Consider the following 22798-nt stretch of genomic DNA (forward strand, 5'->3'; position numbering starts at 1 on the left):
CTTTCAGATGGAACCGGATCGAACCTATTTGTAGACCGGCTGCTGCAGCGGGATTTCCGGTGGCGGTTCGTAGCTCGCCTGGGCGCAACCGCCGAAGAGATAACGCGCGCCGACGCGGGCTTCGTGAACGCTGAGACCCTTGTCGCGGCCCGGGCCGCCATTCTCGGCGTAGCCGAACATGTTGCCGCCGTCGATGTGCAGGTAGCGATAGCCGACATCGGCCTTGACGTTGCAGGTCACGTCGATCGAGGCGCCGGCCATCAGGGCGTAGGTGAAGCGCCAGTTGCCCTTGCCGCCATGGGTGACCTGGTCGTCGCAGAAGCTGCCGTCATCGGCGCAGGCGACGTTGCGCAGGTTCTTCCACTTGACGTAGGAACCGCCGATACCGGCGCCGACATAAGGCGTGACGTAGCCGTAGGTGCCGAGATCGACATAGGCATTGGCGAGCAGCGTATAAGCGGTCAGCGAGGAGCGGTCGCTCGAGGTGCAATCCACCAACGGGAAGCCGCACTGCCCGACTGTCGAGCCCTTGAAATCCGCCTGGGTAAGATAGTCGAAGGTCAGATCGGTGCGCAGATAGCTGTTGATCTGGTAACCGACACCGCCGCCGACCGTCCATGCATCGTCCAGGTCGGCACGGTCGAAATCGACTTCCGTGGCGTTGCTGCCCTGGAAATAGCGGGCGCCGCGCAGATCGGTGAAGGCATAACCGACATCGCCGCGCAGGTACCAGCCGGTCGCTTCGGTGACCGTCACCTCAGGCGGCTGCTCCGGGATAGGCTCAGCAGGGGCGAGGTCCGCGGAATAGGCGTTTGTCGCGATCAACAATGCGGCAAATATGCCGGACAAGCTTCTTTTCATGGATCCCACTCCAAAATCTCGTTGCGTCGGCAGGCTCAATCGCCGCCAATCTGGTACGCTTCGTATGGATAATGAATTGGAAACGTTAAAAGCTGCTTAACTATAAATAGGAAGAAACGTTAAGAGAGAGATTGGCAGCAAGTTCCGCGATACAGTGAAGCTCCGCCAAAGGCCGGCAGCCCCGGACTTGCCGAAGATCGCCAGCCGCGACGCCAAGAACCCCGCCTCTTCAAATCGCCCCTGCATAATTCCTTAAATCGGAATCGATTTAAGGATAAAATTATGCAGCAACCAAAGTGTTACAGCGTCCTTTGCCCGTCTGAAAAGACGGGCGGCGCTGTAAGTTGGTTTCCTTCGCCATCAAGTCGGTCGGCTTCATTCGGCGAACCCTGCTCTTACTTCCATTGCGTCGCGTTTTCGGCGGCGCAGCCGTACGGTGGTAAGGAGGTGCCAAAGGTCGTTTTGAGCTTGGCGCAGCCCCAGGCATTGATCGGGCCTGGCATGGCATTGTTGAGCGTGATGCCGATTTCATCGTAAGGGCTGTCGGTGTTGGTGATGTAGCGATACCAGCGGAAACCGGCAAAGACGACGAATGCGAGAGCGATCGTCAGCAGCAGGCGCACCAATTTTTTCATGATATTTCCTTTGAATGCAAACGCCGCCGTGTAGCATCCGTATGTTGAGGTTGACAGCGCTGCTAACGGTTCCGGCAGGAGGTCCATTCGGAGTGGATCTTCGAACTAAGGCGCCGATAACGAAAAAGCCGGCACTTGCGCACCGGCTTTTGACGTTTCGCCCCGAAAAAATCAGGCGGCAGTCCGGACGTTCGAGATCGTGCCGATCAGTTCGTTGACGATTCGCTCGATCTGGGCGCGGTCGTCACCCTCGGCCATGACGCGGATCAACGGCTCGGTGCCCGAGGGGCGGATGACGAGGCGGCCGTTCCTGGCGAGTTCGGCTTCGGCGTCGGCGATCGCCTTCTGCACCTGGATATCCTCCAGCGGCTTGCCACCACTGATGCGGACATTACGCAGCAGCTGCGGCACCGGCTCGAAGCGGCGGCAGACCTCACTGACAGTTCTTCCGGTGCGCTTGACTGCGGCTAGGATCTGCAGCGCCGCGACAAGACCGTCGCCGGTCGTGCCGTAATCCGAAAGCACGATGTGGCCGGACTGCTCGCCGCCGACATTGTAGTTGTGCTGGCGCATATGCTCGACGACGTAGCGGTCACCGACCTTAGTCCGGGCAAGGCCGAGGCCCTTGTCATCGAGGAAACGCTCGAGGCCGAGATTGGACATGACGGTCGCAACGATACCATTGCCGCGCAGCTGCTGGCTCTCGGCCCAGCTCTCGGCGATGACGGCCATCAGCTGGTCGCCGTCGACGATCGAGCCGTTCTCGTCGACGATGATGACGCGGTCCGCATCGCCATCGAGCGCGATGCCGATATCGGCGCGCACCTCGTCGACCTTCTTCTGCAACGCGACGGGGCTGGTGGAACCGCAATTGAGATTGATGTTGGTGCCGTTCGGCTCGTTGCCGATGGTGACGACCTCGGCGCCGAGCTCCCAGAGCACGGCCGGCGCCACCTTATAGGCAGCCCCATTGGCGCAATCGATGGCGATCCTCAGGCCCTGCAGCGTCACGTCGCGCGGCAGCGTGCGCTTGGCATGTTCTATATAGCGGTCATGCACCCCGTCGACGCGCTTGGCGCGGCCGATATCGTCGGATTTGGCAAGCCGTGCGTTCAGGTCCTTTTCGAGCAGATCCTCGATCTCGGCCTCGATGTCGTCTGAAAGCTTATAGCCGTCAGGGCCGAAGAGCTTGATGCCGTTATCCTCGTAAGGATTGTGCGAAGCGGAGATCATCACGCCGAGATCGGCCCGCAACGAGCGCGTCAGCATGGCCACAGCTGGTGTCGGGATCGGGCCGAGAATAAAGGCATCGAGGCCTGCGGCCGTGAAGCCCGCGACCATGGCGTTCTCCAGCATATAGCCGGAAAGGCGCGTATCCTTGCCGATGACGACGCGGTGGCGGTGGTTGCCGCGGCGGAAGATCGTGCCGGCGGCAATGCCGACCCGCATGGCGAGATCCGGCGTCATCGGGAAGACGTTGGATTGGCCGCGAATGCCGTCCGTACCGAAATAGCGTCTTTTCATCTGCACTCCTGTGCTTTCCGCGCGCCATTCAAGGCAGCGCACCGTTCCAAGCGAATCCGGCTTCAGTGGAATGTCGTCAATCCAGCAGCGTGATTCATGCTTGCCTCAATTCAGCGGAATGCCACAAAATGCGGCGAACGGCACGTAAATTAGCAAGAAAAATGATTATATCCCGTTACCAATGGAAAAGGCCGGATCTCCCACTTCGGAAATCCGGCCTTGTTCAAGGTAGTGCCGTTATTCAATGCGGCTGCGGTTCGAGGCCGCCTTCGGGCTCGTCACCCTTGGTGGCAGGCCGTGCGCCGGCCTTCGGAACGGCCGAGCCACGGCTTGGCGGCGAATCATCACCGAGATCGCGGGAAGGCTTTTCGCCGCGGATCAGCGCCTTGATCTCTTCGCCGGTCAGTGTCTCGTATTCGAGCAGACCTTCGGCAAGCACGACAAATTCGTCGTGCTTTTCCGTCAGGATCGTGCGGGCCTGCGTATAGGCTTCGTCGATCAGGCGGCGCACTTCATTGTCGATCTTCTGCGCGGTTGCTTCCGAAACATTCTTCGACTGCGAAACCGAGTGGCCGAGGAAGACTTCCTGCTGGTTCTCGCCATAGGCGACCTGACCGAGCTGATCGGAAAAGCCCCACTGCGTGACCATGGCGCGGGCAAGCTTCGTGGCCTGCTCAATGTCGGAGGAGGCACCCGAAGTGATGTTTTCCTTGCCGAAGGTGAGCTCTTCGGCAACGCGGCCGCCCATCATGATGCAGAGGCGTGAGACCATCCACTTGTAGCTCATCGAGTAGCGGTCGCCCTCGGGAAGCTGCATGACCATGCCGAGCGCACGGCCGCGCGGAATGATCGTCGCCTTGTGCAGCGGATCGGCGACGGCGACATTGAGCGCGGTCATCGCGTGTCCGGCCTCATGGTAAGCGGTGAGCTTCTTTTCCGCCTCGGTCATCGCCGAGGAACGGCGCTCGGCGCCCATCATGATCTTGTCCTTGGCGTCCTCGAATTCCTGCATGGTGACGACGCGCTTGTTGCGGCGGGCTGCCATGAGGGCGGCCTCGTTGACGAGGTTCATCAGGTCGGCGCCGGAGAAACCGGGCGTACCGCGGGCGAGGATCTTGAGATCGACATTCGGCGCCAGCGGAACGTTGCGGGCATGCACCTTGAGAATGCGCTCGCGGCCGACGATGTCGGGGTTCGGCACCACGACCTGACGGTCGAAACGGCCGGGACGCAACAGCGCCGGATCGAGAACGTCAGGACGGTTGGTGGCGGCGATCAGGATCACGCCTTCATTCGCCTCGAAGCCGTCCATTTCGACCAGCAGCTGGTTCAGCGTCTGCTCGCGTTCGTCATTGCCGCCGCCGAGACCGGCGCCGCGATGGCGGCCGACGGCATCGATTTCGTCGATGAAGATGATGCAAGGCGCGTTCTTCTTCGCCTGCTCGAACATATCGCGCACACGGCTTGCACCGACGCCGACGAACATTTCGACGAAGTCGGAACCTGAAATGGTGAAGAAGGGCACATTGGCTTCGCCGGCAACCGAGCGGGCGAGCAGCGTCTTGCCGGTGCCCGGAGGGCCGACGAGCAGCACGCCGCGCGGGATCTTGCCGCCGAGACGCTGGAACTTCTGCGGATCACGCAGGAATTCGACGATTTCCTCGAGATCCTGCTTGGCCTCGTCGACACCGGCAACGTCTTCGAAAGTCACGCGGCCATGCGCTTCGGTGAGCAGCTTGGCCTTGGACTTGCCGAAGCCCATCGCCCCGCGTGAGCCGCCCTGCATCTGCCGCATGAAGAACAGCCAGACGCCGAGAATCAGAAGCATCGGCAAAAGCGTGCCGAGATAGCTGAGGAAACCCGAAGAGCCGTCCGTTTCAGGACGGGCGGAAACCAGGACATTCTTCGATTGCAGGCGATCGAGCAGACTGTCGTCGATCACAGGCGAATAGGTCTGGAAAGTGGTGCCATTTTCAACATAGCTTCCTGAGAGACGGTTGCCCGTGACCACGACATCCTTCACGCGGCCCGCATCGACCTCACGCAGAAACTGCGAATAAGGGATTTCGCGGGAGCCCGTCTGCGCCGGCGCCGTCTGAAACATACTGAAAAGGGCGATCAGCAGAAGCGCTATGATCGCCCACAAGGCGAAATTACGTAAGTTAGGGTTCATTGAACTCCCCAGCATGGAACAGCCGCCTCATGGCGACCGTCTTATTCGTATCTAACATAGGGTTGCGCCGTGCGATTGCCAAGGCGACACCCCAGGTCAGATGGTTTTTCCGTCAATACTTCTTAAAGGCAGCCTCGCATAGGGCGCCGTCGCGAAAACCGCCGAAAGCCTGTTGGCAAAGATGAAGTCAAATCGTGTCAAAAAGCGGTCGAAGGGTGCGAAATAGGGTGTTAGTTCGACCATCCGGGCGGATTCCTCAGATAAAAGGTTTCCTTCGGCGGATAAAACCGGCGCCGCAGCGATGGCGCGCTTCAGTGCACCCTTGGGAAGGTCCCTGCCCAACCCTCCCTCATTCCTGTGCTCGTCACAGGAATCCAGCGCGCCCAAGTCCTTGGGCGCGGGAGACTCTTCACGCATTGTTGAGTCATTCACCGCGCCGACGCGCGGTGGCTGGATTCCTGTGACGAGCAGAGGAATGAGGGAGGCTCCGGCCTGGGCTTCCACCCCTATAGTCGTTCCAGACCTATTTACGGCCTCGAACCTGCCATCCCAAACCCCAGCCTCTCCCGGCCGCAGAACCAGGGGCAATATCCCCCGGCTCTCGCGCGCCAGATAAAGCCCGTCGCGCCTGATATCGAACACCACCCTGCCGGCAGTCATTCGTCCAAGCCTGCTGCCGGTGGCAAATGTGAGAACCCGCTCCATATGCCCCCTCCCCGGCGCAAACGGCTGTCCACCGAAAACGGCTGTCAGACGGGCGAGCACATAGTCGAGGACTGCGCGATCCTGCCGCAACCCGTCAGGCATCACCTGCCCGAGCAGGCCGCCGTGAAGCCGGAAATGACGATCCAGCCATTCGGCTCCTCTGGACGACAGTGCCAGGCGCTCCTCCCAGGCTGCGCTGATATCCTTCTCCATGCCTGCATCGGCCGAAAGCTGCCGGCGCATCCGCACACGCTCGTACTTCATATCCTCGTTGCTGGGATCGTCGATCCACGGCACACCCCGCTCGTTCAGGAAAGCGCGGATATCCGCCCGGGTGGAGAAAAGAAGCGGCCGTAAAATCCAGAAACGCCGGTCGAAGAGCAGCGCATCTGCAATACCGGTCGAAACCTGCTCCGTTCGCATCCCACGCATCTGCAGTGTTTCGCGCTGATCGTCGAACGTATGGCCAGTGACGATGAGATCGGCCTCGAAACTTTCGGCGGCGGTCGCAAGCAAGCCATAACGTGCCTCGCGGGCCGCAACCATGATACCGGTTTTCGGCTTGTCGCCCTGCCAGATCATGATGATGTGGGGAATGCCGAGCGATGCGCAGAGGGCAGCGACGTCACGCGCCTCGTCTGCGGAGCCGGCGCGCAACGCATGATCGACGGTTGCAGCGTAAAGGGAAATCTTGAGATGGGGCGCGGCCTTCACAGCTTCATCGAGGAGGAGAAGCAGGCCGGTGGAATCGCTGCCGCCTGATATCGCGACGAGAATGCGCGCGGGGCTTTGAAGCGACGTGAGAAACTGGAGGATCGCCAGTTGAGGCGATGCGGCTTCTGGAGACATCCCGGAAGACCTTAGCAGGCGAGGCGCTTCTGTTCGCTCGCAACCTTGCTTATGACGGCGCGAGAGGCCTTCGGATAACGCTTCGACACTTCGCGCAGCGTCGCGCAGGCCGTCTCGGTATTGTCGAGGGCGGCAAGCGACATACCGAGCTTCAGCAGCATTTCCGGCGCCTTTTCCGATGTGCCGTATTTCTGATGCGCATTGAGGAAGGTCTTGGCCGCCTCATTGTACTTGCCCTGCGAATAGAGCGCTTCGCCGAGCCAGAAATTGGCGTCCGCTGCCCGCGCGCTGCTCGGGTAGTGGGTGATGTACTGCGTGAATTCCTGCTCGGCCGTGCTGTAATCACCGGATAGCACGTGGCCATAAGCGGCCTTGTACTGGTCGGCCTCGCTGCCGAGCGAGGCGGTCTGCTGCGGCGTTTTTGTGTTGGCATCGGGAATCGGCCCGGAACCGACCGTGGCATTCTCGTCGACACTTCCGCCGATCGGATTGCCGTTCTGATCGAAATCGATCGAGCCGAGCTCCTTCGGCGGCTGGCCGAGGCCGCTATTCTCAGGCACGCTGGTGGAGGGAGCCGTTTCGGCTCCCTGCGGTGCTTGAATCACCTTGGCGATGTCGTCGCCTCCGGAGGCTGCCGGAGCGGCATCGGTCTCGCTCTTCTTGACAGGGGCCTTGGCGCCGCCGCCGGCACCGGTCTTTTCGAGCTGCTGGAAGCGGAATTCATTGTCTTCCTGCTGCTTGCGGATCGTCTCCTGCATCTGCAGAAGCTGAAAGCTCATCTCTTCGATCCGGCCGTTTAGCTGCCGCAACTGCTCTTCGAGCTGCTGCACGCGGACCTCTGCATCGCCGCTCTGCACCTTGATGACGGGCGGCGCCGCCTGGTTTTCCGCGGATCGGCCGCCGAGATGTAGCCCGAAGAACGAGGCCGAATAGGCCGCCCGTTCGCTTCCGGTCACAGCCGCGAGGCAGAGCATGCCTGCCACGACAAATTTCTTCATATGTATCGTCCTGTCCCAGTGATTCTTCGCACCTCGATGGCACGAACAGGAGATTTTTCCAATTGCTTTCAAAAAGCAACGGAGTCTGGCCAAAGTGTGGTCAAAAAGAAAAGGCGGCCCCTGAGGGGACCGCCTTTCGAAAAAGCGAAGTGTTGCTCGGCAATTACATGCCGGCGCCGCCAAGCACGGTAACCGCGCGGCGGTTCTGCGACCAGCAGGAAATATCGTCGCAGACGGCGACCGGACGTTCCTTGCCGTAGGAGATCGTCTTCAGGCGCTGCGCCGGGACGCCGCGCGAAGCGAGATAGTCCTTGGCGGCAGCAGCACGGCGGGCGCCGAGCGCGAGGTTGTATTCGCGCGTGCCGCGTTCGTCGGCATGGCCTTCGACGGTGATCTGGTAATTCGGGTAGCGGCCGAGCCACTGGGCCTGACGGTCGAGCGTCTGCGAGGCATCGGCGCGGATCGACGAGGAGTCGGTGTCAAAGAAGATGCGGTCGCCGACATTGACAGTGAAGTCCTGGGCCGAGCCCGGCGTTGCAGCGCCGCCAGCACCGCTGCCGAGGCCGAGGTCGCCGGCGCTGTTCGGCGGCTTCTTGGCGCAGCTTGCGAGCGCGAGGCCGGCGATAAGCGCTATCATGACGGGGTTGCGGGCGAAATTCTGCATGCGGCTCATTGCCGGGGTATGAATTCGGCTCATGGCCGGTCTCCTTGCGATTTCATCAGGGTTTCCGGACAGTAACCGCACTCGGTTAACCGCCCCTCAAAGATTATGGTTAACAATTTGCTATTTTGTCCCTTGGCCGCTCGGTTCCATGACTTTGGGGCGACAAGAAGGCAGCAGCACATCGCCTATTCCATAAGCGGCGACCAGGCGGGGTCGGAGCCGTAGGTCGGCGTCTTCACGAGCTGCTCGTTGTAACCGGTCAGATCGATCGAATAGAGCTGCGGACCGCCCGAACCCGCCGCCTGGCGGAAGAACATCAGCACGCGGCCGTTCGGCGCCCAGGTCGGACCCTCATTGTGGAAGCCGGTCGTCAGGATGCGCTCGCCGGACCCATCCGGCTTCATCACGCCGATCGAGAACTTGCCACCGGCCTGTTTGGTGAAGGCGATGAGATCGCCGCGCGGCGACCAGACCGGCGTCGAATAGGAGCCGTCGCCGAAGGAAATACGGGTCTGGCCGGAACCATCGGCGTTCATCACGTAGATCTGCGGCTTTCCGCCGCGGTCGCTTTCGAAGCTGACGCGTGCGCCGTCAGGCGAATAGGAGGGCGACGTGTCGATCGCCGCCGTCGAGGTCAGCCGCGTCGTGGTGCGCGAGCGCAGGTCCATCGTATAGATGTTGGAATTGGCATCCTGCTGCAGGCTCATGATCACCTTTTGACCATCAGGCGAAAAGCGCGGCGAGAAGGTCATGCCGGGGAAATTGCCGACGACCTCGCGCTGCCCGGTTTCCAGCTGAAGCAGATAGACCCGCGGCTGCTGGTTGGCAAAGGACATGTAAGTGACTTCCTGCCGGCTCGGCGAGAAGCGCGGCGTCAGCACGAGATCGCTGCCATCCGTCAGCATGCGCACGTTGAAGCCGTCCTGATCCATGATCGCCAGTTGGCGCTTGCGCTGCTGCTTGGTGCCGGATTCGGAGACGAAGACGACGCGGGTGTCGAAATAACCTTCCTCACCAGTGATCTGCTTGTAGATCGCATCGGCGATGATGTGAGCCACACGGCGCCAGTTCTCCGGCTGCGTATAGAACTGTTGACCGGTCATCTGCTGCCCGGCGAACGGGTCCCAGAGCCGGAATTCGGCGCGAAGACGGCCATCCGCTTCCTTGGTAACCCGGCCGGTAACCAGCGCCTGTGCATTGATGACCTTCCAGTCCTCGAACCGCGGCGAAGCGTCGGGATTAGAAATCTTCTCGATGAAGGCGGTTTTGTTGATGGGTGCGAAGAGACCGGACCGCTGCAAGTCGGCGGCGATGACTTGCGAGACCTGCGCCCCCATGTCGCCCTGGAAGTCAGTCACCGCAATCGGCATCGGCTGGACATTGCCTTTTCGGATGTCGAGGGTGACCAGCGCGTTGGCCGGCGTTGCAAAGACGGCAGCGGTCATCAGACCGACTGCAACCAAAATGGCGCGAAAAAAGGAACACTTTGTCATACCAAACAGCCTTTCAGCATCTATGGAGTCGGATCGCCGGATTCAAAGTGCAGGACGACCTCGTTCCAGGATTCGTATTTTTCTTTCGGGGGCATCGGGAATGGCGACGAGCGCTGTACCGCCTGGAGAGCCGCGGCCGACAGGCCTTCTCGAGCAGCTTCGTTGTCGCCCGAGGCTGTTACCTCGGGTGAACCAACGATCGCCCCATTCTTGTCGAGCCGCAGATGGACGGTGATCGCAACTCTGCTGCCCCTCGCCTGCCCGGGAGGAACATTGAAGGAGGAAGCAATTGCGTGCTGGAAATCCATGGCTGACTTCTTGGAGGTCGCCGCGTCGACCGACTGTGCCAACGCCTCAGGCGCACAAGCCAGAATCGCTCCAAGCATGATGGCGGCTGCAAAAGACTTGTTGCCATGGGACAGATCCGTCAGCATCTAGATTCCCATAGAACTCGGATCGAAATTCAGGTCGAACTCATTCCAAGCCTCATACTTGTCCTTCGGAAGCATCGAGAAAGGGGCGGACTTCATGACAGCTCTATAGGCCCCGCCTTCCAACGCACGGCGTGTGGCATCGCTGCTACTGCCGCCCGATGACTCGACTTCTGGCTGACCAATAATATTACCATCCTTGTCGAGTTTCATGTGCACCTTGATGACCATGCCGGAAAGGCCTTCCATCCCCGGGGTGACAAGCCAATTGCCCTCGATCAAGCCGCGCACCGCATCTTCTTCGCTCTGGCTGAGCTTGGAACCACCGTTGCTCTTCTTCGCGCCGAGCGATGCCTCCTGCGTCGAACGCTTGGCGCCGCCAGCGGAAGGGTCGGTCTTGTTCAGCAACGCCGCAACCTCGTCGGCATTGAAATCGCTCTTCATCGCCGAAGCGGATTTCGCCGTTTCCTGCTTCTTGTCCGCCTTCTTCTTGTCGGTCGGCACGTCGGCGGTCTTCGGCTGGTCCGGGGTCTTTTCCGGAGGCTTTTCGGCGGGCTTCTGTGGTTCCGGCGGCTTCACCTGCGGCTTGGCGACGGGGGTCGGTACATTGTCCGGCAACGCCTCGGCGTCCGGCTTCGGCGGTTCCTCCGGCTTGGCCTGCTCTTCCGGCGGTTTTTCCTCAGGCTTCGGCGGCGTCACTTCGACGGGCTTCGGCGGCGGAATGGAAGCCACTTCTTTCGGCTGCTCGACTTCCGTTTCCTCCTTGACGATGTCCTTGACATCATTCGGCTTCGGATCGGTCTTCGGCATCGGCTTTTCGCTCGAATTCGCCGCGGCAGCCTCGCTATTGCTGGGCTTGGCGTTCGGCACCGGAGGCGTTTTCAGGTCGACATTGTTGTCGCCGGCGTTCTCCGCCGGTTGCGCGATCGGCGGCCGCGTCGTTGGCACGGGCGCGGAAGTCTCCTTCTTCGGAGCCTTCTTGTCGCCCTGCTGCATCTGGGTAATGGATTCCACCGGCACCAGATCGACCGGCATGGCCTCGAAATCCTCCACCTTGAAGGATTCCGGAGCGCCGAGCGACACCATCGCCCAGGTGAGCACCAGGCCGTGCAAAACAGCAGATGTGATGACACTGGCCTTCATTTTGAGCGCTATTGGTCCTTCTTCTGCTGCGTCACGAGGCCGATATTCTTGAAGCCTGCGCCCTGGATACGGGCCATGACGTCGGCGATGACGCCGTAGGGCGCTGTCGCGTCGCCGCGCACGAAGATACGTTCGTTATAACCGGTGGTGGCGATCGCCTCGAGCTTGGCGGCGATCTCCGCTGCCGGGATCGGCGTTTCCTGCAGGAACACCTCGCCGTCATTCTTGACGGAGATGGTAATCGGCTGCGTCTCGGAATTCAGCGCCTTGGCCTGCGTTTCCGGCAGGTCGATCGGCACGCCGACGGTCATCATCGGTGCCGCGACCATGAAGATGATCAAAAGCACCAGCATGACGTCGACGAGCGGCGTCACGTTGATTTCAGAAATTACGGCCCTGTTCCGACCGCCGCGACGACGGCGTCCGCCGCCCCCGCCGCCATTGCCTCCAACAGCCATACCCATGTCAGAATACTCCGTTGGTTACTGAGCGGCAGCGCGCGGCTGCAGTTTCTCGTCGATCTGGCGCGAAAGTATGGCGGAGAATTCATCCGCAAAACCTTCCATGCGACCCGAAAGCTTGCCGGCATCGGCAGAGAACTTGTTGTAGGCGATAACCGCGGGGATAGCGGCGACGAGGCCGATCGCGGTGGCAAGCAGCGCTTCGGCGATACCGGGCGCAACCACCGCAAGGTTGGTCGACTTCGAACCGGCGATCGCCTGGAACGAAGTCATGATGCCGACGACCGTGCCGAACAGACCGATGAACGGACCGGCCGAGCCGATGGTCGCCAGCGATCCAAGGCGGGCGCCGAGAAATTCGGTTTCACGGGCGAGCGTCACGTCCATCGCGCGGTCGATACGCATCTGCAGGCCGATCGGCGAGCGGGCGCCGCGTTCAAAAGATTTCTTCCACTCGCGCATCGCGGCCACGAAGATCGCCGCGAGCCCGGTATTGCTGCGTTCCGACAGCGAGCGGTAGAGTTCTTCCAGCGACTGGCCCGACCAGAACACCTGTTCGAACTTGTCGAACTGGCGCCTTGCGCGGCCATATGCCAGATATTTGTCGATGACGATCGCCCACGTCCATACCGAGGCTGCGATGAGCCCGAGCATGACGAGCTTGACGACGATGCCGGCCTGCATGAAAAGCGACCAGAGGCTGACGTCCGTCGTTGCTGCTGCCAATCCTACTTGTTCCATTGGTCCAAAATCCCCGAATCCAAACGCCCGGTGCTGGACCGGGCGGCACAAACTGATCTCGCAAGAAGTGTCCGGCGGCCGCCGCCCAAAGCCCTGGTCAAACTTCCAAGCTCATCTTCCGCCTTCTTGCCGTCAAATTTGGTCAAAGGAAGGCGTGCACCGCACAAACTCCGACTTTCCCAGTAAGACACTATTATGGTTAATACATCGTTAGTGCCGGACTGTGACAGTAAGCCTGTGTTTGGAAGATTTCGTTCCATGGATTACTTGACCGGAGCAAGGTCCGGCTGCCGAAAGAGCGCTCATCCTGCGGCGCGGGAATTCCTTCACATAAAACTCAAGTTCTGACAAGACCTGAATTTCAGGCGATTCTCACTACAACGGCGTACTGCCCTCCAGGAATTTCACCGCCAGTGTTTCCGGCAGCCGCCTCGGCCGCCCCCGAGCGTTGATGACGGCGATGATCACCTTGGCGGCGATCAGCAGCGTTTCGCCCGAGCGAATCTGCTGATTGAGAACCATCTTGGCGCCGCCGGCTTTTTCCGTATGCGTCAGGATCGTCAGCACATCGTCCATGCGCGCCGGGCTCTTGAAGTCGATCTCCATGCGGTGGACGACGAAAACCAGCCCCTCCTCGTCGGCGCTGACGAGTTCGCGCTGCTCGACGCCGAGGCAGCGCAGATAATCGGTTCGGCCGCGCTCCAGGAAATGCAGGTAGCGGGCGTGATAGACCAGACCGGAAAAGTCCGTATCTTCATAATAAACCCGCTGGACAAGGCGGTGTCCGGTCTCAGTCAGCTCTCCCGAAATGGAAAAAGGGCGTTCCGTCATAATTTTCTCCAAACTGAGGTGCCCTCTTTGGCGCAACGCTTCCGGACAGGCAAGCATTGAATGATTGTCACAATTCCTAACTATTCCCGATAATGAGCGACCAATCAGGAGACGGTGCGATGAAGATTGCGGTTATGGGCGGAGACGGTTTCATTGGTTGGCCAACGTCGCTGCATCTCTCCGATGCCGGGCATGATATCCATATCCTCGACAATCTCTCGCGCCGCTGGATCGACACCGAACTTGGCGTTCAGTCGCTGACCCCGATGGATTCGATCCAGGAGCGCACCCGCATCTGGCATTCCGAAACCGGGCGCCGCATCCACTTCAATCTGATCGATCTCGCCAAGGATTACGAACTCCTGAAGAACTGGCTTTCCGAACACCGCCCGGATGCCGTCATCCATTTCGCCGAACAGCGGGCCGCGCCCTATTCGATGAAGAGCGACCGCCACAAGAACTACACGGTCAACAACAATGTCAGCGCCACGCACAACCTGCTGAACGCGCTGACGGAACTCAATCTCGATGCCCATCTCATCCATCTCGGCACCATGGGCGTCTACGGCTATTCGACGGTCGGGGCGGCGATCCCCGAGGGCTACTTGCCGGTCGGCATCGAAACCGCCGGCGGCGAGACGGTCAGCCAGGAAATCCTCTACCCCTCCAATCCCGGCTCGATCTATCACATGACCAAGTGCCTGGATCAGCTTCTCTTCCAGTTCTACGCGCGGAATGACGGCCTGAGGATCACCGATCTGCACCAGGGCATCGTCTGGGGCACGCATACCGAGCAGACGCGCCGCCACGCGCAGCTGATCAACCGTTTCGACTATGACGGCGATTACGGCACGGTGCTGAACCGCTTCCTCATCCAGGCGGCGATCGGCTATCCACTGACGGTGCACGGCACCGGCGGCCAGACCCGTGCCTTCATCCATATCCAGGATTCGGTGCGCTGCATCGAGCTGGCGCTGAAAAATCCGCCGGCGCGCGGCGCCCGCGTCGAGATCTTCAACCAGATGACGGAAACCCACCGGGTGCGTGACCTCGCCGAGATGATCGCCAGGATGAGCGGCGCCAGGATTGCCTGGCTGCCCAACCCGCGCAAGGAAGCCGCAGAAAACGAGTTGATCGTCCGGAACGAAAAATTCCGCGATCTCGGCCTCGACCCGATCACGCTGGAAGCAGGCCTGCTCGGCGAAATCGTCGACGTGGCGAAGAAATTCGCCTATCGCGTCGACCGCTCGCGCGTGCCTGCCGTCTCCGCCTGGACCAAGGACATCGCTGCGACGATCAATCACGATCCGGAAGGCAAGCGGCTGAAGTCGGTGTCGTGAGTGAGCGAGTTCGCATTGGAAGGCTCAACTGGAACTCCCTCATTCCTGTGCCTCTCACAGGAATCCAGCCACGGCGCGTCCGCGCCGTGAATGATGCTATTCATACATCGCAAAAGCCTTTCGTGCCCAAGGACTTGGGCGCACTGGATTCCTGTGACAAGCACAGGAATGAGGGAGTGTGGCAATGGTGCACGTAACCACGCAGCCGCCTCATCGCTTCGCTTATGTCACACTCGTCACCAATGCCGATTACGCCATGGGCGCGACCGCGCTTGCCTGCTCCCTGCGCCGAACCGACACTGGGGCTGACATCGTCATTCTCCACACCGGCGGCGTCGATGCAGCCGCACTCGTGCCCCTGAAGGCGCTCGACTGCCGCCTGATCGAGGTCGAGCACCTGCCGCTGTCTGCGGCCTTCAACGAACGCCATGCGCGTGGGCAGCTCCATTCGGCAGCCCCTTTCACCAAGGGCCGCAAGCCGGATTTCCATTCGCCGCTCGACAATTTCTGCAAGCTCAGGCTCTGGCAGCTCACCGAATACCAGCGCTGCGTCTTCATCGATGCCGACGCCCTCGTGCTGAAGAATGTCGACAGGCTCTTCCTCTATCCGGAATTTTCCGCTGCCCCCAATGTCTACGAAAGCCTCGTCGACTTCCGCCGCATGAATTCCGGCGTCTTCGTCGCCACGCCTTCGCAAGACACGTTCCGGCACATGCTCGAAAGGCTCGACAGGCCGGACACGTTCTGGCGGCGCACCGATCAGACCTTTCTCGAGACGTTCTTCCCGGATTGGCACGGCCTGCCGGTTTATTTCAACATGCTGCAATATGTATGGTTCACCATGCCGGACCTTTGGGACTGGAAGAGCATTTCGATCCTGCATTACCAGTATGAAAAACCGTGGGAAAAGGATCATCCCAAGGCAGCGCGACTACAACCTTTGATCGATCTGTGGCACCGTTTCCACGATGGCGGCGATGTGCCTGAGATCACGGCGCTGGACAATCCGGAAGGGACAGCATGAAGGTACTGGTATCGGGTGGAACGGGTCTCGTCGGCCGGTATGTCGTCGAGGAGCTGCTGGTCGCCGGATATCAGGTGATCGTCGGCGGACGCCGCGCGCCGCTGCCGCGCCTCTTCTCCCGCCCGGTCGAGTTCGCAGCGCTTTCGCTCGAACCCGACAAGGATCAGATCGACGCCTTCGACGACGCCTATTTCTTCGTCCACGCCGCCTTCAGCCACATTCCGGGCAAATATCGTGGCGGCGAGGGCGACGATCCGAAGACCTTCCACAGGTTGAACCTCGACGGCACCGTCCGGCTTTTCGAAGCCTCCAAACGCGCCGGCACACGCCGCTGCGTCTTCCTGTCCAGCCGCGCCGCCTATGGCGAACATCCCGAGGGAACCGAACTGACGGAGGCGATGCTGGCCAAGCCTGAAACACTTTACGGCCAGGTCAAGCTCGATGCCGAACGCGCGCTTGACCACCTCTCCACGCCGGGTTTTGCCGGCGTCAGCCTGAGGGCAACCGGCGTCTATGGCGATCTCTCGCCGAACAAATGGGACGGCCTCATCGCCGATTACCTCGCCGGCCGGCCGGTTGTTGCCCGTCGGGGAACGGAAGTTCACGGCCGCGACCTCGGTCGGGCGGTGAGGGTGATGCTGGAAACGGAAAGCACCCGCATCTCCGGCGAGGTCTTCAACGTCTCGGACATCTCGGTCGACACGCGCGATATCCTTTCACCAATCCGTCGCGAGACGGGCTGTCGGCACGCGCTGCCGGCCCCTGCCGATAGCGCCGCGCTCAATCCCATGAGCACTGCGAAAATCCGCACGCTCGGCTGGGCATCCGGCGGAGCGCATCTATTCGAGGAGACGATGCAGCAGCTGGCCGCGGCACTGCCTAAATCCCCAAGACACAGGTCCACGCAAGCCTGACGTTGCAGAATGCCTCGAATTGCAATCGGGGGCCCGAATTAAAAATCGGGGGATTGTCCATGCAGGTCGCAACCACGTCTGCCTCCATCATCTTGCGCGGCACGTCTTCGACGGCAGCCGTTTCAATCGGCGGAAGCGAGACCGATCAAGGCGTGCTGAAGCTGCAGCGCGCCACCCAGGCGCTGCAGCAGATGCGCCAGACCTTGGCGAACTCGGGAGACGAGGCCAAGGCGAAGGCGCAACGCAAGCTCGAAGAGGCAAAGCAGCAGTTGGAGATGCTGCGTAGCTCAAACATGGCTCCTGAGGTGGTCGCCCGTCTGGCCGCCGAACTGGCGCGCAAGGTCGGCACCGCCGCCTCCGAATTCGCATCATCAGTCGCGACCGGCAGCCCGGCAACAGCGGTTTCGATGGATGCAACCACGGGTGCAGCGGCCGTCGCAATCAGCGGGGCCGATGCGGCGCTGACGGATACCGCAGGAGAAACTGCGGCCGGCGAGACCGGCTCGCAGGAACCGGACGCCGCCACCAACGCCCGCAACGCCTATGCGAGCGTCGCCGAGGATGCCCCGAAATTCTCGGGCATTTCGGCCGATGATCGCGAAACGATGGAAGAGTTCAAGGCGGTCGTGCGCGAACTCAAACAAGTGCTCGACAAGGCGATGCGCGAGTTGCGGCAGCAAGACCGGCAGGCCGGAGCCGTTTCTGATATGGCAGGCTTCTCCATCGGCGCCGCGACTATACCGACAAGCATCGTCATCTGACGATCCGCCGCGGGCGAGGCGTCAAACGCGCGTGATATCGTCGCGTCCGGCATTTGCATCAGACATCGAGCCGTCTATGCTCGGTCAAATCTCTCAGAACCGGCAGATCGAATGACTTCTAGAGAATTGAAAGCGCAGCTGCGCAACGAACGGCTGTCCGCACGCGACGCCATCCCCGCCGAGAAACGCGCCTCCAAAAGCCTCGCAATGGCCGAACATGCCGGCGAGGCCGTCGGTTTTGCGCTGGGTACGATCGTCTCCGGCTTCCTGCCGATCCGTTCGGAAGCCGACCTCAGGCCGCTGATGGCACGCTTTGCCGTGCGCGGTGCGCGGCTCTGCGTGCCGGCGATCCTCGATCGGCAGACCATCGTCTTTCGCGAGCTGGCGGAAGGTGCGCCCCTCGTCGATACCGGTTTCGGCACGGTCGGCCCCGGCGCCGATGCCGTCATTCTTGATCCCGAGATCATGCTGGTGCCGCTTTCGGCCTTCGATGCCCGCGGCCACCGCATCGGCTACGGCGCCGGCCACTACGACCGCGCCATCAGCCGGCTAAGGCAAAAAGGCCTGCATCCGAAGCTGATCGGCATTGCATTCGACTGCCAGGAAGTGGCACATGTGCCCGCTGAGCCGCACGACATGAGCCTGGATGCCATCCTGACAGAAAGCGGCCTTCGCTTTTTTGCCTCTTGGATTGGATAGGGAATGCGGCTGCTTTTTCTGGGTGACATGGTCGGCAAGACGGGACGCACGGCGGTCTGGGACCGTCTTCCAGGCCTGGTTTCCGACCTCAAGCTCGATTTCATCATCGTCAACGGCGAGAATGCCGCCGGCGGCTTCGGCATCACCGAGGACATCTTTCTGGAAACGATCAATGCCGGCGCCGATGTGGTGACGACAGGCAATCACGTCTGGGACCAGAAGGAAGCCGTCGCTTTTGCCGGCCGGCACGATCAGTTCCTGCGTCCCGCCAACTATCCGCAAGGCACGCCCGGCCGCGGATCCGGCCTTTTCTATGCCAGGAACGGTGCGCGCGTGCTCGTCGCCAACGTCATGGGCCGGGTCTTCATGCATCCCGAACTCGACGACCCCTTCAAATCGGCAGAGGTCATCCTTGCCGCCTGCCCGCTGAAGGAACAGGCCGATGCGATCATCTTCGATTTTCATGCGGAGGCGACCAGCGAGAAGCAGTGTTTCGGCCATTTCGTCGACGGCCGCGCCAGCTTCGTCGTCGGCACCCACACGCATGTACCAACGGCCGACGCACAGATCCTGAACGGCGGAACCGCCTATATGTCGGATGCCGGCATGTGCGGCGACTACGACTCCTCCCTCGGCATGGACAAGGAGGAGCCGCTCAACCGCTTCATCTCCAAGATGCCGAAGGGCCGCATGGAAGCCGCGAACGGCCCGGCGACAATCTGCGGCGTTGGCGTGGAGATCTCGGATACCACGGGACTTGCCGAAAAGATCGCGCCGCTCCGGCTCGGGCCCCGATTGGCAGAGACGGTGCCGGAGTTCTGGCGGTAACGGGCAACGCGCGGCCGTCCAACACGCAATTGTGAGAACCCGCCGTCTGGACCCCTGCGGCCTCATGCCGCATCCTCTCCGCAACTCGCGCATAACCCCGAAAATCGAAATCGATTTTCGGGGTTATGCGCCGGTTGAAGGTGATAGAGCGCCGGAGGGGTGGCATGAAGCCGCGATATCTTGTCCTCGCTATCGCATGCCTTGCGGCCTTGGCGGCGCCGAATCTTGCCGGGGCACAAGAGCAGCGGCCACCGGTCAGCCAGTGCCAGGCGATCGCGCAAACCATCCCCAAGGCGACCTTCGCAAGTTTTTCAGGCGCCTCGCCGCTAGTGCCTGCCGTCTCCGAGGGCGAGGACGTCAAACTGACCTTCCTCGGCCACTCCACCTTCGAGATCGAAACGCCATCAGGCATCGTCATCGCAACCGACTATAATGGCTGGTACAGGCCGGCAACGCCGCCCGATGTCGTGACCATGAACAAAGCGCACACGACCCATTATACGCTGACCCCCGATCCCGGCATCAAGCATGTGCTGCACGGGTGGAGCGACATTCCGGGCGAGAAGGCCAACATCAATCTCGTCGTCGGCGATGCCTATATCCGCAACGTTACGACGGATATCCGCTTCAGCTACGGTCTCGGCGGCGCGCATGAGAACGGCAACTCCATCTTCATCTTCGAGATTGCCGGCCTATGCATCGGCCATCTCGGCCACCTGCATTACGAGCTGACGGATGCCCATTATACCGAGATCGGCCGCCTCGACGTGGTCATGGTCCCGGTCGATGGCGGCCTGACCATGGGCGCCGACAGCATGAGCCGCGTCATCAAGCGGCTACGCTCGTCGTTGATCCTGCCGATGCACCGACGCGGCCCGCCAGTTGAAGCCTTCGTCTCGATGTTCGGCAAGGATTTCGACGTCGCCAATGCGCCCGATGACAGTATCACCGTCTCCATGCGCACTCTGCCGAAAAAGCCGCTGATCTATGTGCTGAAGGGTGTGCGGTAAAAAGGCCCGGCGGTTTTCCTTCTACAGCGCCGCGCGTCTTTTCAGACGCGCAAAGGACGCTGTAGCACTTTGAATTCCTGCGTAATTTTATCCTTAAATCGATTCCGATTTAAGGAATTATGCAGGAGCACTGCACGTCAAGCGAACTGCAGGTGACGCTTGATGCCGACATCCGGCATCTTGTCGTCGTCGAGATTGGCTTTGGCGATCTCCCAGCCGAACTTCAGCTTGTTGCCTGTGGAAACCCAGATCTCGGCATCGTCGACATGGAGGGACAGCATGGTGAGCTTGGGGTCCTTCTTGCCGCCGTCATACCAGGCCGCGACGATCGAGCTCCAATATTCCTCGATCTTGGAGGGGTCAGGATGCACCTCGATCACACCGGCGAGGCAGGCGTGATAGTCGTGATCCTTGCCGACAACGCAGAAATGCGCGCGGCTACCGGGCTTGATGGCGCGCACGATGTCGGCGTCGGTTTTGGTGTAGAACCAGATGGTGTTGGTGGTGGGATCGGCATGCGGCGCCATCGGCTGCATGTGCATGTCCAGTCCGGAAATTCCGAGCATACCGGCATGAACATCGTTGACCTGATCCCAGAGTTGGCGTGCTGGATGTTCCTGCGCCTCGCTGAGACTTGCCATGATCGTTCCTTTCCGTTGGATGGAGTTCGGTTGAAACGTCATCCCCTCGCCTTTGTTCCGAACTGCTTTTTCCTTGAACGGGTGCCGTTTCGCTCTTATAAGGCGGCCCATTCCGAACAATGAGACGTGAACAGGGGTGCCATGGCTGGCCATTCACAGTTTAAAAACATCATGCACCGCAAAGGCCGTCAGGATGCCGTGCGGTCGAAAATGTTCTCCAAGCTTGCGCGCGAAATCACCGTTGCCGCCAAGGCCGGCCTGCCCGACCCGACGATGAACGCCCGCCTTCGCCTGGCGATCCAGAACGCCAAGGCCCAGTCCATGCCGAAGGACAATATCGACCGCGCCATCAAGAAGGCAGCCGGCGCCGACGGCGAAAATTACGATGAAGTCCGCTATGAGGGCTACGGCCCCGGCGGCACGGCAATCATCGTCGAGGCCCTGACCGACAACCGCAACCGCACCGCCTCCAACGTTCGCTCGAGCTTCACCAAGGCCGGCGGCGCTCTTGGCGAAACCGGTTCCGTTTCCTTCTCCTTCGACCATGTCGGCGAAATCACCTACAAGCTTTCCGTCGGCGATGCCGACAAGGTGATGGAAGCCGCGATCGAAGCCGGCGCCGATGACGTCGAGACCGACGAAGATGGCCACTACATCACCTGCGGCTTCGAAGCCCTCGGCGAAGTGGCGAAAGCGCTGGAATCGAGCCTCGGCGAAGCCGAAACCGTCAAGGCCGTCTGGCGTGCCCAGAACAACGTGCCGGTAGACGAGGAAAAAGCCCAGTCACTGCTAAAACTCATCGACAGCCTGGAAGACGATGACGACGTGCAGAACGTCTATTCCAACTTCGAAGTCTCGGAAGAAGTGCTGGCGAAGCTCTCGGCCTGATCCCCTCAGGCAGGTGTCAAAACCCGGCTGCAATGCCGGGTTTTTTCTTGCCGGAAAGGTGGCGCCGTCAGAGTGCCCCCTCGCGCGCGCCCTGCCCTACGCGGCGGCTCGCATGAAATTTCCCAGCCCCGCGAAAAGTTCCACCGATGTCAGCCGCGCCTCGATGTCGTGGATCGGCATCGAGATGATCACCTCGTCGGCCTGCGTTTCCTGTAGAAACTCCGTCAGTTTCGCCTCGGCCGTCTTCGGCGAGCCGACCACGGCATAACGGAGCGTGTGTTCGACATTCATCTTCTCCATCGGCGACCAGAAGTCCCCCATATCGGCCACCGGACGCGGAAACGGGCCGCGGACATTGCGGCGCAGATTAACGAACTGCTGCTGGGCAGAGGTGAAATGATAGCGTGCCTCCTCGTCCGTCGCCGCCACCGCGCCCATCACGCCGACCATCACATGCGGCTTGTCGAGCGTCGCCGAGGGCTGGAAGCGGTCACGGTAGATCGCGATCGCATCGAGCAGCATGTCGGGGGCGAAATGCGAGGCGAAGGCATAGGGAAGCCCAAGCATGCCGGCGAGCTGAGCGCTATAGAGACTGGAGCCGAGTAGCCAGATCGGGATATGCGAGCCATAACCGGGAACCGCGAGGATCGCCTGGTTCTCGACCGGCGTATCGAGGAGTTGCTGCAGTTCCACCACGTCGTTCGGGAAGCTGTTTGCACCGGCCTCGAGATTGCGCCGCAGCGCCTGTGCCGTGCGCATATCCGTTCCCGGCGCTCGCCCGAGGCCGAGATCGATGCGGCCGGGGAAGAGCGCCTCCAGCGTGCCGAACTGCTCGGCGATGACCAGCGGCGAATGGTTGGGCAGCATGATGCCGCCGGAGCCGATGCGGATGCGCTTTGTCGCAGCCCCGACATGACCGATAACAACGGCGGTGGCAGCGCTGGCGATCCCCGGCATGCCGTGATGTTCGGCAAGCCAGAAGCGCTTGTAACCGAATTCCTCGGCCTTCACAGCCATGCGCGCCGAGCCATCGAGGGACTGGCGCACGGTGCTGCCTTCGGCAACGGGGGAAAGGTCGAGTATGGAGAAGGGAACCATGGGAAACCTGCCGGGCAGTTGAACGATGCCGTCTATGTAGGTTCGCGCCCGCACCATTCCAAACCATGCGCGCAAACAAAAAGAGC

At 61.0% G+C, this 22798-nt stretch carries 23 protein-coding genes; 8 read left to right on the top strand and 15 right to left on the bottom strand.

The genetic code is table 11. The features are described from left to right. Window positions 1-24 precede the first annotated feature (24 nt). From RLCC275e_RS17725 to ybgC, 13 genes are all read right to left on the bottom strand, one after another. Complete coding sequence (locus tag RLCC275e_RS17725; RefSeq protein WP_003552497.1) at window positions 25-861, bottom strand: outer membrane protein; 837 nt, start codon at window positions 859-861, stop codon at window positions 25-27. A 395-nt stretch (window positions 862-1256) separates the two neighbouring features. Further along, window positions 1257-1496: a hypothetical protein gene (locus RLCC275e_RS17730; RefSeq protein ID WP_033179752.1), complete on the bottom strand. Its 240-nt coding sequence runs from the start codon at window positions 1494-1496 to the stop codon at window positions 1257-1259. Window positions 1497-1667: 171 nt separating this feature from the next. After that, window positions 1668-3020 carry a phosphoglucosamine mutase gene (gene glmM, locus RLCC275e_RS17735; RefSeq protein WP_003552499.1) on the bottom strand — a complete coding sequence of 451 codons (1353 nt, stop codon included), beginning with the start codon at window positions 3018-3020 and terminating at the stop codon, window positions 1668-1670. Window positions 3021-3261: 241 nt separating this feature from the next. Beyond that, window positions 3262-5193 carry an ATP-dependent zinc metalloprotease FtsH gene (ftsH, locus tag RLCC275e_RS17740; RefSeq protein WP_017961979.1) on the bottom strand — a complete coding sequence of 644 codons (1932 nt, stop codon included), beginning with the start codon at window positions 5191-5193 and terminating at the stop codon, window positions 3262-3264. 96 nt (window positions 5194-5289) lie between these two features. After that, window positions 5290-6747 (bottom strand): tRNA lysidine(34) synthetase TilS, encoded by a 1458-nt coding sequence (gene tilS, locus RLCC275e_RS17745; RefSeq protein ID WP_033179751.1) that lies wholly within the window; start codon window positions 6745-6747, stop codon window positions 5290-5292. Window positions 6748-6758: 11 nt separating this feature from the next. Then, window positions 6759-7745 (bottom strand): tol-pal system protein YbgF, encoded by a 987-nt coding sequence (gene ybgF, locus RLCC275e_RS17750; RefSeq protein WP_033179750.1) that lies wholly within the window; start codon window positions 7743-7745, stop codon window positions 6759-6761. A gap of 163 nt (window positions 7746-7908) precedes the next feature. Further along, on the bottom strand, window positions 7909-8442 hold the full coding sequence (gene pal / locus RLCC275e_RS17755; RefSeq protein WP_012758849.1) for a peptidoglycan-associated lipoprotein Pal: 534 nt from the start codon (window positions 8440-8442) through the stop codon (window positions 7909-7911). A gap of 152 nt (window positions 8443-8594) precedes the next feature. Continuing rightward, entirely contained in the window at window positions 8595-9902 is a 1308-nt protein-coding gene (gene tolB, locus RLCC275e_RS17760; protein ID WP_012758850.1) for a Tol-Pal system beta propeller repeat protein TolB, read from the bottom strand. 20 nt (window positions 9903-9922) lie between these two features. Next, window positions 9923-10336 (bottom strand): cell envelope integrity protein TolA, encoded by a 414-nt coding sequence (gene tolA, locus RLCC275e_RS17765; protein WP_033179749.1) that lies wholly within the window; start codon window positions 10334-10336, stop codon window positions 9923-9925. After that, entirely contained in the window at window positions 10337-11476 is a 1140-nt protein-coding gene (gene tolA / locus RLCC275e_RS17770; RefSeq protein ID WP_017995085.1) for a cell envelope integrity protein TolA, read from the bottom strand. Between the two features lie 8 nt (window positions 11477-11484). Beyond that, window positions 11485-11940 (bottom strand): protein TolR, encoded by a 456-nt coding sequence (gene tolR, locus RLCC275e_RS17775; protein ID WP_003542730.1) that lies wholly within the window; start codon window positions 11938-11940, stop codon window positions 11485-11487. An 18-nt stretch (window positions 11941-11958) separates the two neighbouring features. Then, the gene (gene tolQ, locus RLCC275e_RS17780; protein ID WP_003552507.1) at window positions 11959-12678 is read right to left on the bottom strand and encodes a protein TolQ; all 720 of its coding nucleotides are present in this window, start codon (window positions 12676-12678) and stop codon (window positions 11959-11961) included. Between the two features lie 375 nt (window positions 12679-13053). Continuing rightward, complete coding sequence (ybgC, locus tag RLCC275e_RS17785) at window positions 13054-13509, bottom strand: tol-pal system-associated acyl-CoA thioesterase (protein ID WP_003552508.1); 456 nt, start codon at window positions 13507-13509, stop codon at window positions 13054-13056. 119 nt (window positions 13510-13628) lie between these two features. Here ybgC and RLCC275e_RS17790 point away from each other — a divergent pair, with 119 nt between their 5' ends. The 7 genes from RLCC275e_RS17790 to RLCC275e_RS17820 all read left to right on the top strand — a co-directional run bounded on the left by RLCC275e_RS17790 (window position 13629) and on the right by RLCC275e_RS17820 (window position 20085). Next, the gene (locus tag RLCC275e_RS17790) at window positions 13629-14849 is read left to right on the top strand and encodes an NAD-dependent epimerase/dehydratase family protein (RefSeq protein WP_033179747.1); all 1221 of its coding nucleotides are present in this window, start codon (window positions 13629-13631) and stop codon (window positions 14847-14849) included. 184 nt (window positions 14850-15033) lie between these two features. Next, the gene (locus tag RLCC275e_RS17795) at window positions 15034-15873 is read left to right on the top strand and encodes a glycosyltransferase (protein WP_033179746.1); all 840 of its coding nucleotides are present in this window, start codon (window positions 15034-15036) and stop codon (window positions 15871-15873) included. Then, entirely contained in the window at window positions 15870-16787 is a 918-nt protein-coding gene (locus tag RLCC275e_RS17800; protein WP_033179745.1) for an NAD-dependent epimerase/dehydratase family protein, read from the top strand. Before RLCC275e_RS17795 ends, RLCC275e_RS17800 begins: the two co-directional genes overlap by 4 nt. Before the next feature lie 59 nt (window positions 16788-16846). Next, window positions 16847-17548 carry an AAA family ATPase gene (locus tag RLCC275e_RS17805; RefSeq protein WP_033179744.1) on the top strand — a complete coding sequence of 234 codons (702 nt, stop codon included), beginning with the start codon at window positions 16847-16849 and terminating at the stop codon, window positions 17546-17548. A 111-nt stretch (window positions 17549-17659) separates the two neighbouring features. Then, window positions 17660-18247, top strand: a complete 588-nt coding sequence (locus tag RLCC275e_RS17810; RefSeq protein ID WP_033179743.1) for a 5-formyltetrahydrofolate cyclo-ligase — start codon at window positions 17660-17662, stop codon at window positions 18245-18247. Window positions 18248-18250: 3 nt separating this feature from the next. Then, window positions 18251-19075 carry a TIGR00282 family metallophosphoesterase gene (locus RLCC275e_RS17815; protein WP_130707859.1) on the top strand — a complete coding sequence of 275 codons (825 nt, stop codon included), beginning with the start codon at window positions 18251-18253 and terminating at the stop codon, window positions 19073-19075. A 164-nt stretch (window positions 19076-19239) separates the two neighbouring features. Beyond that, window positions 19240-20085, top strand: a complete 846-nt coding sequence (locus tag RLCC275e_RS17820; RefSeq protein ID WP_033179741.1) for an MBL fold metallo-hydrolase — start codon at window positions 19240-19242, stop codon at window positions 20083-20085. Between the two features lie 137 nt (window positions 20086-20222). Here RLCC275e_RS17820 and RLCC275e_RS17825 read toward each other — a convergent pair whose 3' ends face one another. Next, window positions 20223-20726 (bottom strand): pyridoxamine 5'-phosphate oxidase family protein, encoded by a 504-nt coding sequence (locus RLCC275e_RS17825; RefSeq protein WP_018445919.1) that lies wholly within the window; start codon window positions 20724-20726, stop codon window positions 20223-20225. Between the two features lie 141 nt (window positions 20727-20867). On the opposite strand from RLCC275e_RS17825, the gene RLCC275e_RS17830 reads away from it, so the two are divergent. Next, window positions 20868-21614, top strand: a complete 747-nt coding sequence (locus tag RLCC275e_RS17830; protein ID WP_003552534.1) for a YebC/PmpR family DNA-binding transcriptional regulator — start codon at window positions 20868-20870, stop codon at window positions 21612-21614. A 96-nt stretch (window positions 21615-21710) separates the two neighbouring features. Here the strand turns inward: RLCC275e_RS17830 and RLCC275e_RS17835 are convergent, their stop codons facing one another. Further along, window positions 21711-22712 carry an LLM class flavin-dependent oxidoreductase gene (locus RLCC275e_RS17835; protein WP_033179740.1) on the bottom strand — a complete coding sequence of 334 codons (1002 nt, stop codon included), beginning with the start codon at window positions 22710-22712 and terminating at the stop codon, window positions 21711-21713. Window positions 22713-22798: the final 86 nt, after the last annotated feature.

It is taken from the genome of Rhizobium brockwellii (assembly GCF_000769405.2).
Taxonomy (GTDB): domain Bacteria; phylum Pseudomonadota; class Alphaproteobacteria; order Rhizobiales; family Rhizobiaceae; genus Rhizobium; species Rhizobium brockwellii.

Coding starts and splice junctions, on each gene's coding strand:
- glmM (WP_003552499.1), bottom strand. CDS start 3,020: ATGAAAAGACGCTATTTCGGTACGGACGGCATTCGCGGCCAATCCAAC.
- tolA (WP_017995085.1), bottom strand. CDS start 11,476: ATGAAGGCCAGTGTCATCACATCTGCTGTTTTGCACGGCCTGGTGCTC.
- RLCC275e_RS17810 (WP_033179743.1), top strand. CDS start 17,660: ATGACTTCTAGAGAATTGAAAGCGCAGCTGCGCAACGAACGGCTGTCC.
- ybgC (WP_003552508.1), bottom strand. CDS start 13,509: ATGACGGAACGCCCTTTTTCCATTTCGGGAGAGCTGACTGAGACCGGA.
- tolR (WP_003542730.1), bottom strand. CDS start 11,940: ATGGGTATGGCTGTTGGAGGCAATGGCGGCGGGGGCGGCGGACGCCGT.
- tolA (WP_033179749.1), bottom strand. CDS start 10,336: ATGCTGACGGATCTGTCCCATGGCAACAAGTCTTTTGCAGCCGCCATC.
- RLCC275e_RS17815 (WP_130707859.1), top strand. CDS start 18,251: ATGCGGCTGCTTTTTCTGGGTGACATGGTCGGCAAGACGGGACGCACG.
- tolB (WP_012758850.1), bottom strand. CDS start 9,902: ATGACAAAGTGTTCCTTTTTTCGCGCCATTTTGGTTGCAGTCGGTCTG.
- tilS (WP_033179751.1), bottom strand. CDS start 6,747: ATGTCTCCAGAAGCCGCATCGCCTCAACTGGCGATCCTCCAGTTTCTC.
- RLCC275e_RS17800 (WP_033179745.1), top strand. CDS start 15,870: ATGAAGGTACTGGTATCGGGTGGAACGGGTCTCGTCGGCCGGTATGTC.
- RLCC275e_RS17730 (WP_033179752.1), bottom strand. CDS start 1,496: ATGAAAAAATTGGTGCGCCTGCTGCTGACGATCGCTCTCGCATTCGTC.
- RLCC275e_RS17805 (WP_033179744.1), top strand. CDS start 16,847: ATGCAGGTCGCAACCACGTCTGCCTCCATCATCTTGCGCGGCACGTCT.
- RLCC275e_RS17835 (WP_033179740.1), bottom strand. CDS start 22,712: ATGGTTCCCTTCTCCATACTCGACCTTTCCCCCGTTGCCGAAGGCAGC.
- pal (WP_012758849.1), bottom strand. CDS start 8,442: ATGAGCCGAATTCATACCCCGGCAATGAGCCGCATGCAGAATTTCGCC.
- RLCC275e_RS17790 (WP_033179747.1), top strand. CDS start 13,629: ATGAAGATTGCGGTTATGGGCGGAGACGGTTTCATTGGTTGGCCAACG.
- tolQ (WP_003552507.1), bottom strand. CDS start 12,678: ATGGAACAAGTAGGATTGGCAGCAGCAACGACGGACGTCAGCCTCTGG.
- ftsH (WP_017961979.1), bottom strand. CDS start 5,193: ATGAACCCTAACTTACGTAATTTCGCCTTGTGGGCGATCATAGCGCTT.
- RLCC275e_RS17820 (WP_033179741.1), top strand. CDS start 19,240: ATGAAGCCGCGATATCTTGTCCTCGCTATCGCATGCCTTGCGGCCTTG.
- RLCC275e_RS17825 (WP_018445919.1), bottom strand. CDS start 20,726: ATGGCAAGTCTCAGCGAGGCGCAGGAACATCCAGCACGCCAACTCTGG.
- RLCC275e_RS17725 (WP_003552497.1), bottom strand. CDS start 861: ATGAAAAGAAGCTTGTCCGGCATATTTGCCGCATTGTTGATCGCGACA.
- ybgF (WP_033179750.1), bottom strand. CDS start 7,745: ATGAAGAAATTTGTCGTGGCAGGCATGCTCTGCCTCGCGGCTGTGACC.
- RLCC275e_RS17830 (WP_003552534.1), top strand. CDS start 20,868: ATGGCTGGCCATTCACAGTTTAAAAACATCATGCACCGCAAAGGCCGT.
- RLCC275e_RS17795 (WP_033179746.1), top strand. CDS start 15,034: ATGGTGCACGTAACCACGCAGCCGCCTCATCGCTTCGCTTATGTCACA.